Origin of the sequence: Marivirga arenosa, assembly GCF_030503895.2 — a bacterium.
GTDB classification, from domain to species: domain Bacteria; phylum Bacteroidota; class Bacteroidia; order Cytophagales; family Cyclobacteriaceae; genus Marivirga; species Marivirga arenosa.
Genome location: NZ_CP129970.2, coordinates 235235 through 251718 on the forward strand (window position 1 = coordinate 235235; position 16484 = coordinate 251718).

At 34.6% G+C, this 16484-nt stretch carries 23 protein-coding genes; 4 read left to right on the forward strand and 19 right to left on the reverse strand.

Features of this window, described 5'->3' with window-relative positions:
- The first annotated feature begins 83 nt into the window (after nt 1-83).
- Nucleotides 84-515, forward strand: coding sequence for a hypothetical protein (locus tag QYS48_RS00970; protein WP_308357153.1), 432 nt, complete (start codon nt 84-86; stop codon nt 513-515).
- Between the two features lie 191 nt (nt 516-706).
- Here the strand turns inward: QYS48_RS00970 and QYS48_RS00975 are convergent, their stop codons facing one another.
- From QYS48_RS00975 to folK, 3 genes are all read right to left on the reverse strand, one after another.
- Complete coding sequence (locus QYS48_RS00975) at nt 707-1357, reverse strand: hypothetical protein (RefSeq protein ID WP_308357154.1); 651 nt, start codon at nt 1355-1357, stop codon at nt 707-709.
- A gap of 11 nt (nt 1358-1368) precedes the next feature.
- Nucleotides 1369-1578 carry a hypothetical protein gene (locus QYS48_RS00980; RefSeq protein WP_302099772.1) on the reverse strand — a complete coding sequence of 70 codons (210 nt, stop codon included), beginning with the start codon at nt 1576-1578 and terminating at the stop codon, nt 1369-1371.
- A 72-nt stretch (nt 1579-1650) separates the two neighbouring features.
- The gene (gene folK, locus QYS48_RS00985) at nt 1651-2136 is read right to left on the reverse strand and encodes a 2-amino-4-hydroxy-6-hydroxymethyldihydropteridine diphosphokinase (protein ID WP_308357155.1); all 486 of its coding nucleotides are present in this window, start codon (nt 2134-2136) and stop codon (nt 1651-1653) included.
- Between the two features lie 133 nt (nt 2137-2269).
- On the opposite strand from folK, the gene sppA reads away from it, so the two are divergent.
- From sppA to QYS48_RS01000, 3 genes are all read left to right on the forward strand, one after another.
- Entirely contained in the window at nt 2270-4021 is a 1752-nt protein-coding gene (gene sppA / locus QYS48_RS00990; RefSeq protein WP_308357156.1) for a signal peptide peptidase SppA, read from the forward strand.
- 62 nt (nt 4022-4083) lie between these two features.
- Nucleotides 4084-5088: a biotin synthase BioB gene (gene bioB, locus QYS48_RS00995; protein ID WP_308357157.1), complete on the forward strand. Its 1005-nt coding sequence runs from the start codon at nt 4084-4086 to the stop codon at nt 5086-5088.
- Between the two features lie 83 nt (nt 5089-5171).
- Nucleotides 5172-6836 (forward strand): alpha-amylase family glycosyl hydrolase, encoded by a 1665-nt coding sequence (locus tag QYS48_RS01000; RefSeq protein WP_308357158.1) that lies wholly within the window; start codon nt 5172-5174, stop codon nt 6834-6836.
- 209 nt (nt 6837-7045) lie between these two features.
- Here the strand turns inward: QYS48_RS01000 and QYS48_RS01005 are convergent, their stop codons facing one another.
- The 16 genes from QYS48_RS01005 to QYS48_RS01080 all read right to left on the reverse strand — a co-directional run bounded on the left by QYS48_RS01005 (nt 7046) and on the right by QYS48_RS01080 (nt 16361).
- Entirely contained in the window at nt 7046-7435 is a 390-nt protein-coding gene (locus QYS48_RS01005; protein ID WP_308357159.1) for a hypothetical protein, read from the reverse strand.
- Nucleotides 7436-7747: 312 nt separating this feature from the next.
- Nucleotides 7748-8404: a DUF3885 domain-containing protein gene (locus QYS48_RS01010; protein ID WP_308357160.1), complete on the reverse strand. Its 657-nt coding sequence runs from the start codon at nt 8402-8404 to the stop codon at nt 7748-7750.
- Nucleotides 8405-8572: 168 nt separating this feature from the next.
- Complete coding sequence (locus QYS48_RS01015) at nt 8573-9151, reverse strand: hypothetical protein (RefSeq protein ID WP_308357161.1); 579 nt, start codon at nt 9149-9151, stop codon at nt 8573-8575.
- Between the two features lie 193 nt (nt 9152-9344).
- Nucleotides 9345-9962 carry a CbrC family protein gene (locus tag QYS48_RS01020; RefSeq protein ID WP_308357162.1) on the reverse strand — a complete coding sequence of 206 codons (618 nt, stop codon included), beginning with the start codon at nt 9960-9962 and terminating at the stop codon, nt 9345-9347.
- A gap of 98 nt (nt 9963-10060) precedes the next feature.
- A complete protein-coding gene (locus QYS48_RS01025) occupies nt 10061-10372 on the reverse strand; it encodes a helix-turn-helix transcriptional regulator (protein WP_308357163.1) in 312 nt (103 codons plus the stop codon).
- On the reverse strand, nt 10369-10716 hold the full coding sequence (locus tag QYS48_RS01030; protein ID WP_308357164.1) for a type II toxin-antitoxin system RelE/ParE family toxin: 348 nt from the start codon (nt 10714-10716) through the stop codon (nt 10369-10371). Before QYS48_RS01030 ends, QYS48_RS01025 begins: the two co-directional genes overlap by 4 nt.
- 58 nt (nt 10717-10774) lie before the next feature.
- Nucleotides 10775-11644: a restriction endonuclease gene (locus tag QYS48_RS01035; protein WP_308357165.1), complete on the reverse strand. Its 870-nt coding sequence runs from the start codon at nt 11642-11644 to the stop codon at nt 10775-10777.
- A gap of 132 nt (nt 11645-11776) precedes the next feature.
- Entirely contained in the window at nt 11777-12052 is a 276-nt protein-coding gene (locus tag QYS48_RS01040; protein WP_308357166.1) for a hypothetical protein, read from the reverse strand.
- A 5-nt stretch (nt 12053-12057) separates the two neighbouring features.
- Nucleotides 12058-12519, reverse strand: a complete 462-nt coding sequence (locus QYS48_RS01045; protein WP_308357167.1) for a hypothetical protein — start codon at nt 12517-12519, stop codon at nt 12058-12060.
- Nucleotides 12520-12526: 7 nt separating this feature from the next.
- Complete coding sequence (locus QYS48_RS01050) at nt 12527-12811, reverse strand: hypothetical protein (protein ID WP_308357168.1); 285 nt, start codon at nt 12809-12811, stop codon at nt 12527-12529.
- Nucleotides 12812-12938: 127 nt separating this feature from the next.
- Complete coding sequence (locus QYS48_RS01055) at nt 12939-13745, reverse strand: barstar family protein (protein ID WP_308357169.1); 807 nt, start codon at nt 13743-13745, stop codon at nt 12939-12941.
- A gap of 376 nt (nt 13746-14121) precedes the next feature.
- Nucleotides 14122-14445 carry a type II toxin-antitoxin system PemK/MazF family toxin gene (locus QYS48_RS01060; RefSeq protein ID WP_308357170.1) on the reverse strand — a complete coding sequence of 108 codons (324 nt, stop codon included), beginning with the start codon at nt 14443-14445 and terminating at the stop codon, nt 14122-14124.
- 551 nt (nt 14446-14996) lie between these two features.
- Nucleotides 14997-15287: a type II toxin-antitoxin system RelE/ParE family toxin gene (locus QYS48_RS01065; RefSeq protein ID WP_308357171.1), complete on the reverse strand. Its 291-nt coding sequence runs from the start codon at nt 15285-15287 to the stop codon at nt 14997-14999.
- Entirely contained in the window at nt 15280-15519 is a 240-nt protein-coding gene (locus QYS48_RS01070; RefSeq protein ID WP_302099747.1) for a type II toxin-antitoxin system ParD family antitoxin, read from the reverse strand. The genes QYS48_RS01065 and QYS48_RS01070 overlap by 8 nt, the downstream gene beginning before the upstream one ends.
- A 97-nt stretch (nt 15520-15616) precedes the next feature.
- On the reverse strand, nt 15617-16060 hold the full coding sequence (locus QYS48_RS01075; protein ID WP_308357172.1) for a hypothetical protein: 444 nt from the start codon (nt 16058-16060) through the stop codon (nt 15617-15619).
- A gap of 1 nt (nt 16061) precedes the next feature.
- Nucleotides 16062-16361 (reverse strand): hypothetical protein, encoded by a 300-nt coding sequence (locus tag QYS48_RS01080; protein WP_302099745.1) that lies wholly within the window; start codon nt 16359-16361, stop codon nt 16062-16064.
- Nucleotides 16362-16484: the final 123 nt, after the last annotated feature.

Genomic DNA, 16484 nt, shown 5'->3' on the forward strand with positions numbered 1-16484 from the left:
CTTTTTTTATATATTTGGTTGAACCGAAAATGTATCAACCAATGTACAAACTACTCTTTCTAATTTTGCTTATAAGCTCGAGTATGGGATTTAGTCAAAATGATTCTCCTTTAATAGAACGTAAAGGAAATCTTGTTCTTAATCGTTATTATATTCTAGGTGAAGAAGTATCTGAAAGGCAAGTTTTAAAGAAGATGAAGCCTTATGAAGCTGCTCATAAAAGAATGAAAGCATCTCGAAGATTAGCATTCACCTCAGAAATCATTGCGGCAATCGGTGCTGGAAGTTTCTTACCATCCGTTATTGATCCAAGTCCTGAGATTACTATTCCATTACTTATCACAGGTGTAAGCCTAATCGCTATTGCAGTTCCAATAAAGAAAAAAGCTAATAGAAAAGCAGATGAAGCCATCGAATTGTATAATGAGCGCAAACTTATAGGAGAAAAAAGCAGTCGAACAGAACTAAATTTGGCACTCACTACTACAGGATTAGGGATTGAATTGAAGTTTTGACATTCCTAAATTTAAAGGATGCAAGATTTACTATGTAAATTTAAAATCCAGATGAGAAAGACGTTTTAATATTTTAAAACTATCCGAGCTTAACATTCAATTCTTTATACCCCAATTACCCATTGCAATTCAAAAAAAATAGGACTAATAATTAAATCCTATTAGTCCTACTAAAATATTCTTACTGATATTTATTCTTCTACTTCAACTTCTTCTGCCTCTTCTACTTCTTCTTTCTCAGGTTTTTTAGTTTTTTGCATTTTATCATGAATGGTATTGTGCTTAGCTTTTAGTTTTTCCTTAGCTTCTGCCACTTTTTCCTCAGCCATTCTTATTTTATTTTTCTTATCTTCCTTTTCTTCATCGGAATATTTTCCTTCTTTCTCAGCTTTCATTAACCTTTCTTTTGCAGCAGCAATTTTCTCCTCGGACCTTTTAATTGCGGCTTGTGCAGCCATCATATTTTCATGAGTATGCATCATTTTTTCTTTAGCTTCCGCAGATCGCATATGACCAAACTCACTACCTTCCATATGCCCTTTCATTGCACCGTGCTTTTCAACTTTATCAGAATTTTTCTTTCTTTTTAAAGGTTTACCATCCATATGCTTATCAGATTTATGCATTTCTTCATGCTCTGCATCCATCTGATCTTGGCTTTCTAACTCCTTTTCTACCTCTTCACTAATTTCTTTTGCAGTTTTATCTTTAGCCATCTCCTTTTTTACCTTTTTCTCTTTTCCATTTTGTGAATTTCCTTGTGCTAATAAGAGATTTTGTGTACCGAATAGAAATAGAATTGTAGTAAAACAAATTGCTGATATTTTTAAATTAGTTTTCATGATTATAGGGTTTAAATGTCTTCTAATAATTTATCAACTTCTGTCTCTGTTTCCTCTGCTTCCTTTTTTACTTCTTCCGATGATGCTTCCACCTCTGTTGCAATCTTTTCTTCTTGTTCCATCACTGCTTTTTCGCTTTCTTCTGAATTTGATTCAGAACCACCACATGCGTACATAAATGAAACTAATGCTAGGCTGAGCACTATTTTGAAAATTTTCATAGCTTTATAATAATTTGGGTTATAGTGTAATATTAAGGATAATCTAAATAAAATAAGCCAAAAGACAAAATTTTAATCTTTAAAAGGAGATACATCCAAATCATCATCACAATTTGAAAGTAATTCTGATTGTGTCATTTTCAATACAGGATGGATTCCATCAGGGCTTAATTCTGCTAAAGGGATTAAAGTGAATTTTCTATCAGGAATACCTGGATGGGGTATGATTAAATCATCCTCCTTCACAACTTCAGAATTATAATAAAGGATATCAATATCAATCAGCCTTTCTCCCCATTTTTCTTTCCTAACTCTACCTAGATCCAATTCAATCCTGAGCAACAGATCTAAAAGTTGTTTAGGCTGCTTATCTGATTCAACCAGAACCACTTGATTCAAAAAGGATTGCTGGTCTGTTTTTCCCCAGGCTGCGGTTTCATATACGGACGATTGCTGAATTACTTTGATGTTATTCTTTCTTAATAATTCTATTGCATCCATTAAAATTTTAGCCCTGTCACCAAGATTGCTTCCAAGTAATAAGTATATCCCTTCCATAATTAAGTTATGCCATCAATAGAATTATTCTTTCAAATTACTTTAGTTTGTAGCTAATTTGTAATTAGCTGCAATATTAACTCAATTAGCGTTGCAGAAAAATTTAATCGATTATCAATCTTTATTAATTTTTATGAAAAGTTTCTTTAAAATTTTCTTTGCTAGCTTACTAGCACTACTGGTCTTCTTTTTTGGCTTTTTCTTTTTATTTGCAGGAATCGCCTCTCAAGATAATGAAATAAAGGTATCTGAAAATTCATTTCTAGAACTGAATCTGAATAGACCGATAGTAGAAATGACATCTGATGACCCATTTGCTGAATTAAGCCAAACTTTAGCAAACGAACCATCTCCCATTAGCTTAACAGATATTTTAGAATCAATTGAACATGCTAAAAATGATGATAAAATTAAGGGCATTTATTTGGACGCTCCTTCCGTAATGGCAGGTTTTGCTCAAGTTGAAGAAATCAGAAATGCTTTAATTGACTTTAAAGAGTCTGGAAAACCGATTTTAGCTTACTCAGAAATTTATTCAGAAACAGGCTACTATCTGGTATCTGTAGCGGATGACATCATATTAAATCCTGCGGGAATGCTAGAAATGAATGGACTTGTTTCTGAAGTCACCTTCTTTAAAGGAACTTTTGAAAAGTTAAATATTGAACCTCAGATTTTCAGAGTAGGTACTTTCAAAAGTGCGGTTGAGCCTTTCTTAAGAAAGGATATGAGTGAAGCCAGTAAAAAGCAGATGAATGAATTATTGAATTCTGTTTATGGTGTATTCATTAAAAATATAGCTGAATCAAGAGGAATTGATCCAACCGAATTAAGAGTAATTTCTGATGAATATAAAGTAAGAACCACAGAAGATGCCTTGGATTATAAACTGGTAACTAAATTAGGTTACTATGATGAAGTTTTAACTAAAATGAGAGAAATAGCAGGATTAGAAGAAGATGCTAAAATCCCCGTTATCTCAGTAAAAAAATACAGCAAGTCATTCGTTGCGGATAAATATAATTCTAATCGAATTGCAGTTATTGTTGCAGAAGGAAACATTGTGTCAGGGAAAGGTGGAGAAGGCTCTATTGGTTCTGATGTAATCGCAAAAGAAATTAGAAAAGCTAGACTTGATGATAAGATCAAAGCAATAGTATTAAGAATAAACAGCCCGGGTGGAAGTGCTTTAGCTTCTGATGTGATGTGGAGAGAAGTTAAATTAGCAAAAGAGGTGAAACCTATTATAGCTTCAATGTCAAGTGTAGCAGCCTCAGGGGGATACTATATGGCAATGGCTTGCGATACCATAGTGGCTCAACCTAATACTATTACCGGTTCAATTGGTATATTCTCTATCATACCTGATTTATCAAAATTCATGGATAGCAAGTTGGGAATTACTTTCGACAGAGTAAGCACCGGTGAATATTCGGATTTATATACTGTAAGTAGAAGCCTTAATGATGCAGAAAAGCAAATCATTCAAAACATGGTAGAAGAAGGATATGAGGATTTCACTTCTAAAGCAGCGGAAGGAAGAAATATGGATATTGATGATTTATTGGCTGTAGCTTCAGGACGAGTTTGGTCTGGAATTGAAGCAAAAGATAAAGGCTTAGTGGACGTTTTAGGAGGATTTGATGAAGCCGTTAACATCGCTGCTCAATCTGCTGGTTTAGAAGAGGGTGATTATATGAAAGTTTATTATCCAGAGAAAAAACCATTTATACAGCAACTTTTAGAAGAAATGGGAACTTCAGCCAAGCTACTCCATAAAAAATACACCTATGGTGAAATGGCACAATATGTTGAAGAATTAGAATATGTTATGGAAAATAAAGGATTGCAAACAAGAATGCCATTTGATTTGGAAATCAAATAAATTGCTCCTTTTTTTACATAAAATAAGTATCAGAGAGGCTGATTTAATTTAAAAAAACTAATATGACAGAGATTAGGAACGACTGGACGAAAGAAGAAATAGAAAAAATATATAATCAACCCATTTTAGAACTTATCTATAAAGCAGCTACTGTACATAGAGAGTTTAATGACCCTTCAGAAGTTCAAGTTTGTACATTATTAAGTGTAAAAACAGGTGGATGTCCTGAGGATTGTGCGTATTGCCCACAGGCTGCACGTTACCATACTGATGTTAAAGTACATAAGCTATTACCTACTGAACAGGTATTAGAAAGTGCTAGAATTGCCAAAGAAAATGGAAGTACAAGATTCTGCATGGGGGCTGCATGGAGAGAGGTAAGAGACAACCGTGATTTCGATAGAGTCTTAGAAATGGTGAAAGGCATTAATGAGTTAGATATGGAAGTTTGTTGTACTTTGGGTATGCTTACTGAATCTCAAGCTCAGAAATTAAAAGATGCTGGGCTTTATGCTTATAACCATAACTTAGATACTTCTGAAGAGCATTATGATGACATTATCAGTACTAGAACTTATGATGATAGATTAGATACTATCGATAATGTGAGAAAAGCTAAAATTTCAGTATGCTCTGGTGGTATTATTGGTTTAGGCGAGCAACATAAAGATAGAGTGGGAATGCTTCATACTCTTGCAACGATGGAAGAGCATCCTGAATCAGTGCCAGTAAATGCATTGGTTCCAGTAGAAGGAACCCCTTTGGAAAAGCAGCCTAAAGTTTCCGTTTGGGAAATGATCAGAATGATTGCTACTGCAAGAATTACAATGCCAAAGGCAATGGTCAGATTATCTGCTGGTAGAGTAAGAATGAATCAGGAAGAGCAAGCTCTTTGCTTTATGGCTGGAGCAAATTCAATCTTCGCAGGAGATAAGTTATTAACTACTCCAAATCCTGAAGTAAATGAAGACGCTGAATTATTCCAGACTCTAAATTTAAAGCCTAGAAAAGCATTTAAAAATGGTGAACCAGCTGTTGAATTTCAACAGATTCCTGGAGTAAGCTAATCAATAGAAAATCTATTATACTTAAGGGTAGCACTACAATGCTACCCTTTTTTATTTTGAATTTGATAAAACACAGAAGATACATGAAAATCACTCACCTCCTTTTATTATTTATACTATTAACAGGCTGTTCAGCACCGCAAACAGAAGACAACCAATCAAATGAGAAAGCCCCTTTTATGTGGGAGAATGCAACTGTTTATTTTCTATTAGCTGACCGTTTTAATAATGCTGATTCCACAAATGATATGAATTTTGGCAGGAAGCAGGATGGAGCTCCCTTAAGAAGTTTTATGGGAGGTGATATAAAAGGAATTACTCAAAAAATTAAAGAAGGCTACTTCAATGACTTAGGTGTGAACGCTATTTGGATTAATCCGATGGTTGAACAGATTCATGGTTCTGTAGATGAGGGCACAGGAAAAAGCTATGGCTTCCACGGCTATTGGGCAAAAGATTGGACCACATTAGACCCAAACTTTGGAACCATGGATGAATTAGCAGAACTAGTTAAAACGGCTCATGAAAATGGAATTAGAATTGTGCTGGATGTAGTTATGAATCACACAGGACCGGTAACGGAGCAAGATCCAATATGGAAAGGATGGGTAAGAACTGATCCGAATTGTACCTATCAGGATTGGGAAAGCACTGTAAAATGCACTTTGGTTGATAATTTACCCGATATTTTAACCGAATCAGAGGAAGAAGTTGAATTACCTCAGCATTTACTAGATAAATGGGAAAAAGAAGGACGACTTGAAAAAGAATTAGCAGAATTGGATGAGTTCTTTGAAAGAACAGGATACCCACGAGCTCCAAAATATTACCTGATTAAATGGATAACGGATTACATAAGAGAGTTTGGTGTAGATGGCTTTAGAGTAGATACGGTTAAACATACAGAAGCAGGAATTTGGGGTGAATTATATGCTGAAGCCTTAAAAGCATTAAGAAAATGGAAAGGTGAAAACCCTGAAGAGAAATTAGATGATTTAGATTTTTACATGGTAGGTGAAATTTATAACTATTCAATTTATGATGGTTTAGAATTTACTTATGATGGTGATACGGCCATTAATTTCTTTGATGAGGGCTTCCATAGTTTGATTAATTTCTGTTTAAAATGGGAGCTTAAGGAAAAGCATCCAGATGAAATCTTTACAAAATATTCAGAAATCCTGAATCAAGGAGAACTGAAAAACAAATCAGTTTTAAATTACCTGTCCTCTCATGATGATGGTAATCCATATGACGCTGATAGAAATGAGGTTTATAATACCGCTAACTATTTATTATTAACACCTGGAGCAGCACAAATTTACTATGGAGATGAAACTGCTCGTTTACTCAATGCAGAAGCAGAAGGTGATGCCAAATTAAGATCATTCATGAATTGGGACGAATTGGGGGCTAATTCCAAAAGAGAAGGCTACAGCATTCAAGAAATCCATAAGCACTGGCAAATATTAGGGCAGTTTAGAAAAAAGCATCCTTCTGTAGGGGCAGGAATACATCAAAAAATTTCGGATGATCCTTACAGTTTTGTTAGAACACTTGAAAATGAGAATTACAATGATGCTATTTATGTGGTGATGGAAGAAAATATTAAAGACATTGAAGCCCCTGCAATTTTTAAAGAGGGACAAGAAGTCCGTAACCATTATACATCTGAAAAATCAATTGTAAAGGATGGAAGAATAAAATTTAAAGAAGACAGCCGATTATTGCTTTTAGAAGGAATGTAAAATAAAACCCTCAAGCTTTTGAAACGCTTGAGGGTCATTGATATAATTCTGACTTTACACTTATTGAACGTTTGGCTATGCGTAGTGCGGGATTTTGAAACCGCTTTCTTGTCCGCCTACCGTGATTTTATTTAGTTGTAATATCTTCATTTTTAAGCAATCAACCCGCATTTGCTATAGCCGATGTTGTGCTTTCGTGCTTTTTTCTTTTACCAACTTAGTCTTTTTACAATTATCGTTTCATTGTCCGTCAAGAAGCCTACATAGTAATAAACTCCGCCACCTTCTTCCAATGTAAATTCACTTTCAATTTCCAAATTGTCTGTGTGTTCTAGTGCTTTGTCGAATTCCTTTGTGTGTATTTTCTGTCCGTTTTTTTTAAGTCCTTTTTCAGTCAAGGCTTTGGGTAGGTTGTTGTAAAAGTCTCTTCCAACATTGATAATAGAAATTGAAGTGTAGTCTCCAAAGTGGTCGGGATAAGTGGCAGACTTGTACTTAAATTCAACATGCTCTGGTAATTTAATTCCTGTTACTTCGGTAAAGTCTGTTCGATAAAAGTCTTCGCTTGGATAAAGTGCTGAATAAATCAGGTATGTCATTATCAGAACTGGGGTCAGAGCAATCAGTCTTAGTCGCTTGTCGTAATCTCTCTTTTTTATGAAACGATAAATAAAATAGGAAAGTCCAATCGGGATTCCGATTATCAAAAGAAAGGCTAATATGAGCAGTAACAGAAACATTAAATCTTAGTCATCGGAGTTTTTTTCGCATGAAGCACAACGGTTTGCATATGGCTTGTGGCGGTTTCGAAGCACTTTCTTGTCCACCGAAACTAAAGCTGGCAACGAAGCAAAAGCCTTGCTGATAGCCGTCCATCCGCCATAAGCTATATGCCATGTTGTAAGCCGTTTTTATTTTTTAAAATATTCTTCAATTTCAGGTCTGTGATATTCAACAATCCAGTCATTTCGTTTTTTAAAAATGTCTCGTATTTTATCAGCTATATCACTCCAAACATAACAGCCCCTGTCGTCATACATTTGAAAGGCTTTGTCTGTAATCGGATTGAAAAAAAATACTCTTTGGTCAATACTAGGATCAAAGCCCATTTCAGTATTTGCGATTCCATTTAGAATCTTCTTGACTGCAATTTCTTTGACAGGAAGTTTTCCAATAATTATCCGTACTTCATCTTTTTCTAAAACGTCATTTCCATTTTCATCTGTTGTAAAGAAACGAGTATTTACCACTTCAAGCTGGTTGTAAAATTTCTTGAATTTATCGGAAGGAAATAGGCTGTGCAAATAGTCATTTGAAGCATTGTAAATATTGTCTCCTTGATACTCGTAAATCAAAACGAAAATTTCGTGTGAGGAGTCATTGAATGTTTCATTGAAAACAGTCAAAGCCCTTTCTGTTGAATGATTCACTCTTTCGATTGTGCCATTTTCCTTGTCGTCTCCAAGTTCAAACCGAATATGAACTTGTCCACCGAGTGTATGTTCAGTTTCAATTTTTGAGTAGGGATAGACTCTGTCAAAATATGATTGTAATTCCTGTCTTAACATTTTTGTTACTGTTCGGGCTTTCTTCTAATGGCTTACAACGTTAAGTGTATGATTTCGTAAGGGATTGCGGAATTCAAACCTATCAAGTTACCACCCAAAATTGATGCGGGTGATAACGCTCGAAAACCTCTGTAACCCTTATGAATTATACACATTGTTGTGTGCCGTTTATCTTTTCAATCTTTTATTAGTCTGTAAAAATTTTTCAGCATTGTCAATTGCGTTACTTTCTGATTTCCCGTCCCAAGCGAATTTTAATATCTCTTGCTTAAAATCTTCTGGTAATCCCTTTTTGCTATATGATAAATTAACTCTTTTATTCTCAATCCTACAAGATGCCCAATCAAAAGTCAATCCATCAATAGTCTGCGAGGCATTGAAAATATTGGTCATTAACCTTTCAACTCTACGATTAATATCTTCCCATTTGAAATCAGTTTTTGAGAATTCGATTACTTTTGAGTATTCTGTCTTATCAAATTGCAGCTTTAATCCGTCATTGTTTGTCCAAATCATTTTGTCTTTGTCTGAATGAACATTTACAATCAAATCTCCACAGCCTTCGACTCCGCAATCACATCTGCCGACCAATAAATCACCGCTTAAAAATGTTTCTTGTTGGAAAAATCTTGGCGGGTCAATACCCAAATAATCATCATGCAACCAATCTTCGTTATCAATCAAAATCCTAACTTGATGGTCATTTGATTCTGGACTTGGAATTATATTGAATGAAAGTCTATTCATTTTTGAATCATTTTATTGTAGTAACGGTCTTCTAAAATGGCACACAACGTGTCGCAGCTAAGAGACGTGGGGCTTTTCGAAGCTTTTCACTATCAGTTTACAGCAAATATAACTATGAAAAACCATGCTTGCAGAAACCACCGCCCCCCCATGTTTTCTTAGGTGCTGTTGTGTGCCGTTTTTTATTTTCATTTTAGTCCAAATCAATTGTCACTCGGTGCTTTTTGCAATGTAGACACTGGAACAAATAACCTTGCATACTGCCATTATTGACTAAGTATTTTTCTAATTCTTCTTGTGTCAAGTTGTAGTCAGTTTTGATTTCGTTTAGGTCGTCTGAGAGTTCTTCCTTTAAGTCCTTTATTTCTGCCCAACCAACATAAGCCTTTAAAGCGCAAAAATCACCGCAATGACTTAGCCATCTTTCTTGCTGCCATCCTGAATATCCTGGAGTTTTTGTTGTCAGCTCAATCAAGTATTCTTGTTTATCAACAGGGTCGCAAGATGCAGCGTCTTGAAATTCCCCGTCATATTTTTTGGCTGCTGAACCGTCCTTGATGCACCAAGGACAAATTCCTTCAACTTCGTCTACTGAGTAGAAAGGTCCTTCATAAACGTAGTTTCTTTTTTGGTTGCAAATTGGACATGTTGTCTTTTCCTTTTTAATTATCCCAAGTTTCTCCGGATTAGGATTGTATCTGAAAGTCGGTAGTTCGGGCATAGCAGTTTCATTATTTGACTGGCTGTTTTGTTCATTCGAACAAGCCGTCAAAAAAGTGGTAATTAATAATGTTAATATGAACAGTCTCATGTTTTCAAATGGCACACAACGCCTATGTAAGAATCGTAGCTTTGGATTGTGCGTTGGTATAGTGTGGCTATGATTTCTTACATTTTGTTACCCACATTTTATGCGATATTTAGTTCGTTGTTAAGGAGTTCAACTTTAAAGTTGACCTTAGCTTTCAATGCCTCAAATACCTTCAATATAGTTTCGATAGTTACATTTTTGGCATTGTTTTCAAGTTTAGAAATTTGAGATTTCCGAACACCAATTAGCTCGCCAAGCTGTTCTTGCGTTAGGTGACGTTCCTTTCGAGCAGTCTTGATCATATCTCCAATGAGTTCAAGTTTGAGTTCAAATTCATATTGATCTCTGCGAGGGGTTCCAATCTTACCGATTAGTAAATCCTGGGCTTCATCTAATGTGTATGATTTCATTTTCGTTTCTTTTTTCGTTCAAAGTATTCCGCTCTGATCTGTTCGGCCTTTTCAATTTCTTGAGGGCTTACTTTGTCTGTTTTCTTGACAAATCCATGTGTGCCACAAACCAGTGTCATTTCATTATTCTCCTTATCCCAAAAGGCAAGAATCCGATATTGAAGTCCTGCATATTTGGTTCGGAATTCCCAAATGTTTTGATTTAGCTTTTTGAAAAGCTTGGGATCATTCAAGATTTGAGCTTTACGAATATTGTAGAATATTTTATCCTGAACTTTATCATTTTGGCTTTTGATAAATTCGAATGCCTCTTCCAATAACTTGATCTCAAACTTTTTCTCCACTAAATCAACATTATATAATACAAGACAAAGTTAGAAAAAGTTTCAATAAAGGGAAACTTTAATCCATGAATGATTTGAAATAATGAAGGTTGACCTCATAAACAGTTCGTGGTGATACCCCAAGTTCGACCTTCTCAAACATCTCTATCAGCTTTTGCCCATCTACTAGTTCAATTTGAGGTGCCCCATCACGATTGGCTTCTTTGATTGAGTCATTTGAAAACGTTCCAGTTGTTAAGATGATGCCCTTTTCGGCTCTTCCGATCATTGCATTTCTGAAATCACCAACTTGAGCTCTTGATACTGTTCCTTTGTATCTCTTACATTGAAAAAGGACTTTGAAACTAACAAACGGGTTAATTTCAAGTGTTCCATAACCATCAATTCCTCCATCATGTGAAGCACCCGTAACCACTACGTTCTCAAATCCATGTTCTCGTAATAACTCACGGCAAACCTTTTCAAAACCAGATGGACTTAGTTTTTGTAATACTTCAAGAAGTTCAGGTGATGATTCCTTTTCATATTCTTCTGGAGTATTTCCTTCCTGATCTTTGATGACCTGTGATCGTCCCTTTTCTTCTCGTGCTTTTCTATGAAAATCGACCCACTTTAGAAAAACATCTCTTGCTTCGTGCTCTGTTAGTGTTGATTCTTTGCCTTTATCAGTTAATTTCCAAGTCCCGTGCTTAGAGGAGTCCAATAAGCCTTCCCACACCAGATATTGGCGAGCCCATGCAACTTGATTGTGAAATTTATTACCGCCTGACTTCAAAGTTTCATCAAGTACTTCATCCGATAAGTTCAGAGTTTCGGCAATTTTGTTAGATACCTCTCGTGGTTTTCCTGAGTCTCCTAGTTCTCTCAGTGCGTCTAAGAGTGGACCAAACCATTTTACAAATTCTGCTTGACTGTTTTTCTTCGCCATGAAAGTCTATTGTGGGTAACGTTGAGAATATGGGGCGTTTGGCATTTCAAAGCTCCAAATTATCAAGCCGCTATATATTTTATTAATTGTACTCATGTTTAAATTTAGTACTAACTGCCAAATGACCTATATTTATTGTTGTAGGGCGTTTTTCCTTATTATTTTTATCACTCTAAAAATCACGTATCCAATTACTATCAGGTTAATCACATGCCAAATATTAATCCCAATAGAACTTGCCTTTTGCCCAATGGTCATGCTTTCTAAACTCCAATATTCACCTTTACTCTCATCATATAAGTCATCATAACTCATAAGCATCATTACAAAAAATATGTAAACAGCTAAATCAAAAAGTATAATTCCAATCGTGATTAATATGTTCTTTATCGTGAGAATCTTTTTCATATACTCTACATTTCAGGAATTCTCAACTTTAAAAAGTTTTTCTTAATCAACTCGGTTTGTGAGATTTCAATTATTTGTTCTTCTCGTCCTTCCGCTTTCCATTTAGTCAAAGCATTTACTGTAAATTCGATAGCATTATTCATTCCTACTGGTGAAAAGGCTTTCTCAAAGTCAGTCCAAATAGTTATTTCTAATTTTTCCAATCTGCTTAAGTCGCAATTGTGTGATTCAAAATGTCCGGGCAACCAATCCAAATAGTCATTTAGTAATTGCTTGCTCTCTTTACTTACTGCTTCTGTTGGTTGAATTGCACTGCTAATGAAGTCGAAAGTTATCTTTGTTTCCGTATTCAAGTTGTATAAATCAATAAGTACATTTACTGCAAGTCGTCCACTTTTCATAAAGTCAATGCTTATGAATGAGTGTGTGAAATTGTGTATTGCTGATTTGTAATTCTTGTACTTCATTGTTGTTTTAGTCGTATTCTCCTAGTTCTTTGTCTGTGAGTAATCGTATTAAATCGTTTTCAATTGCTATTCCTGCATGGTATTTTCTGTATAATCTAGGAAACGGGAATATAATTCGTTCTGCTAGAATATGGATATGTAAAATATCAGAATCTTTTTCCCACTTTGAATATCCAACTTTTACTTTGTCAAAGCTTTCTATAATACCATAATTAGGCATTGAAATCAACTCATTTATTGTCTTCAAAGAAAAGTCCTTAGCTACCTTATCAACTGCATTCTGATATTTCATGTCATTCTTGTTCATAATGCCCTACAACGGTCTCGGGTATGAAACGTAGGGCATTTCGAAGTACTTTCCTGTCCGCCCGAAACGAACTTTACTAGAAACCCAAAACTTGCGGAAATCACATTCCGCCCTATGTTTTATACCCATTGTTGCCAACAGTTTTTATTAATTTTTCAGCGTTTTGATTGTTGTAATCCGCTATTATTTCTTTCAATATTTTTGATTCTTTCTCAAACGTGTTTTCAAATTTATCCCAATTAGTCAATGTCAAAACATTGGGCATTTCTACAATTCCAGTTATTGAATCCCAAAATGCGTCCCAATTATTTCCATAAAATTCAGGAAAATATAATCGTTCGGCAAAAGTGTCGTGCAGGTGCTTGATATTTTCAATATGCCCGAGGTCAATCGTTTTTAATTCAGGTTTTAGTAATTCGTTAAGTTCCGAATCAACGTCTTCTAAAATCTGTTTTCGATACCATTCTACTGGTTCAAGTTGCTTTTTCAAAGCATCCGAATTCCATTGATTGTATTCTGATTCTATTGGACAATTGTCGAGTTCACTTTCATACCCTATTGCAAGTCCAATTGACAGAAATGGTCTTTTAATTTCCAATTCTTGTTCAAGATATAATTTTCTCAATTTTCTTGTAGCTAATACAATTTCAACTTTACCGGATTTTATTTTTTTTAATAGTTCTACTGTTCTCCACTTTTCGTATTCCCTCCAGTCGAAATGCTTTTTGACAACTGATTTTATGTACTTTTTTACTTCTCGACTTTTGAAATTGAACGCTAACAAGTCGTTATAATGGTCTTCTGGGATTGTGTTTTCGAGTTCCTTATTTTCATAAATCCACTTTTCAAATGATTCCAACGAAAGGTCATCATTTAAGAATTGATAAAATTTAATTCTATTTGGATTTATGTTTTTCATTCAAATTGTTGGCAACAATTGTGCAAACGCTATTATTGCGTTTATATATTATTGGCACTAATCTAACGGATTTTTTATTGTATTCATATAGGTGCTTACAACAGTTGTTTATATGCAACTTTAGGTGATAAAATATCTATTATGTAAGTCATTAGAATTCAAAAAAAAAGCTGAGCTTAAGGTTTTGGTTGTAGATGAACTGATGCAATAAATGTAATTAAAATCCTACAAGAAAGAAAATGGAAGTTTATAATGTCGGGCTAAAATGCCTTTGCCACACATAGCTGACGAAACACAAAATAGCAAAGTCAAATTACAAGCTCAATCAATAGAAACAATAAGCAAATACTTTTATAGGTAACCTTAGACTTAGTTGTTAATCCACAAATATTTCCTTTATAATGCTTTTAATTTCTTTGATTTCGGGTTTTGATAATCTTCCTAAAGGTTTAATTATTCTTTGCTTATCTATAGTCCGAATCTGATCGAGCACAACCCAGCCTATTTTGTTGTCGTGTTTTACTTCTACTCGAGTGGGATAATTTTTTGAGCTTGTTGTCATAGGGGCAATCACGATCGTCCTCAGATATTTATTCATCTCATTTGGGGAGATCACTATGCAGGGTCTGGTTTTCTGAATTTTACTTCCAATTGTAGGATTCAAATTGACTAAAACGATTTCGTACTGATTTATTTCCATTCGATTAGATTTTCATCCTCGAACACATCATCAAATAGTAAATTATCATCCTTATTCTCAGACATTTCCTTAAATGCTTTTTCCCACCCTTTTCGAGGTTTTGAAATGGGTTTTATAATAATCTACCCTTTTTCTAAAATCAAATCCACCTTATCCTTAATATTATATTTCTCCAAAATAGTCTTACTAAATCTGATGCCTTTAGAATTACCTATCTGTACAACTGAAACCTCCATAATCTCTTCTATTTATTGTAATTACAAAGTTACTACTTTTTAATAGGGATAAGAAGATGAAGTTGATTTATATTTAGAATGCTCAGATTCACATTTTGCAGAAATTAAGCTTAACGGGCTTGTGTAAAAATCTGTGCGCGACATTTTATTAAGGCAATAAAGTTAGCAATTTTTATTTTGCTATCAATAGCTATCTGGAAGTGACGGAAACTGGTTGACTTATCTTTTTGCTCGTATGCCAAAAATTGCACGAATTAACTACTGAGCTTACTCGAAACTGCTTAAGTGCATGTTTTATAGATTGTGTTGGTAACTTTATCCTAGTATTTCAGTGGCATCTTGTCGTCCAATGATTGCCAAAATCTCAACAAGCTCGTCCTTTACTCTAAAATAGATGCTGTCTACCCCGCAGACACAACGTCTATATCCTTCTTTAATATAGTCGACAGACTCGTATGAAAACGGCCGCTCTGCTATCATGTCAAAGTAATCAAAGAATGTATTGAAATACTTGTCGGCTTGTTGCTCGCCAAATCTTTTAACTCCGTATTGATGTATTCTGATGAGGTCATTTTTGGCTTCATTACTAAGTCTGTAATTAGCCATTCAAATCAGACTTAGATTGTGCTAAAATCTGTTCTTTAGTTGCATCTGTAAAACCACTTTTCTCAGCTTTTTCAAGTTTTGCCCTAACCCAATCGATTTGCCTTTGTTGGTTTCTTGCTTGTCGGATTAAGTCGTTAACTAATTCACTCTTACTTGAATATTCTTGACTATCGACCTGAGCTTTTAGCCACTTGTCATTTGGTTCGGTAATTGAAATACTTTGACGTGCCATAATTCTTTATTTGATGTAAATATACACCAAATACGAATCAATTGCAAAGATGGTTGCTGTTGCCAACGAGTAGTGTAAAATGCGTTTTAATGCATTTTTACAAAATGTTAGGTGCTTTTTTAGTCTTTATATGAAATTCACACCATGATCCTCCATGATGGTCTCTCGTAATTATTTCAATTCTATTATTGTTGTTTTCCCAATGTGTGAATATGCCATAATCTCCGTCATAAAATTCGTCAGGTTTACCTAATAAATGAATTAGCTTATCAATAAGTGATTTAACTTCTTTTTTATCTCTTATTCCAGTTCCCACACTAGTCAGCGTTGTACCATCTTTACTTAATTTTGAGGTTGAAATATTTAGATCTATATTTTCAAATAATTTAAATTCACCGAATTGCAATGATATATAGCTATCGTCTTGATAGTGATTATTTGAAAGTTTAATGAGTTCACTCAATTCGGTCCCCCATTCAATAAAGTGACCATTTTCTAGTTTTATTCCTTTCTTGATACTTTCGAAAATGTAATCTCTCATACTAATTACCTGAGTCTGAATTTTTATTAAAAGTCATTATTGCATTATGTGCAATCTTTCCAATTTCGCCTAATTCGTGCCGGTCTTTATATTTGGATTGAGAATAATATTGAATATCGCGAGCTAACTCTTTTAAAAATTCATAACCTGATTTTCTATAATTCTCTGCTTCTTCTTTATTCAACTTTATTAGCATTGAGAATCCGAATGCTGATACATTGCAGTGCACATCAATGTAAAAGTCTGTTCCGTTCTCAAGGAAAAACCAAAATCTATCTTCTTTATCAGTGACTTTCATCATCCTTAATTGCACCTAACAATTGAATATAGTTACCCCTGGTGACTTTATATCTATTATGACAGTTATTACAATTTAAAAAATAAAGCTGAGCTTAACGTTTTGGTAATGGGTATAACTGTAAAT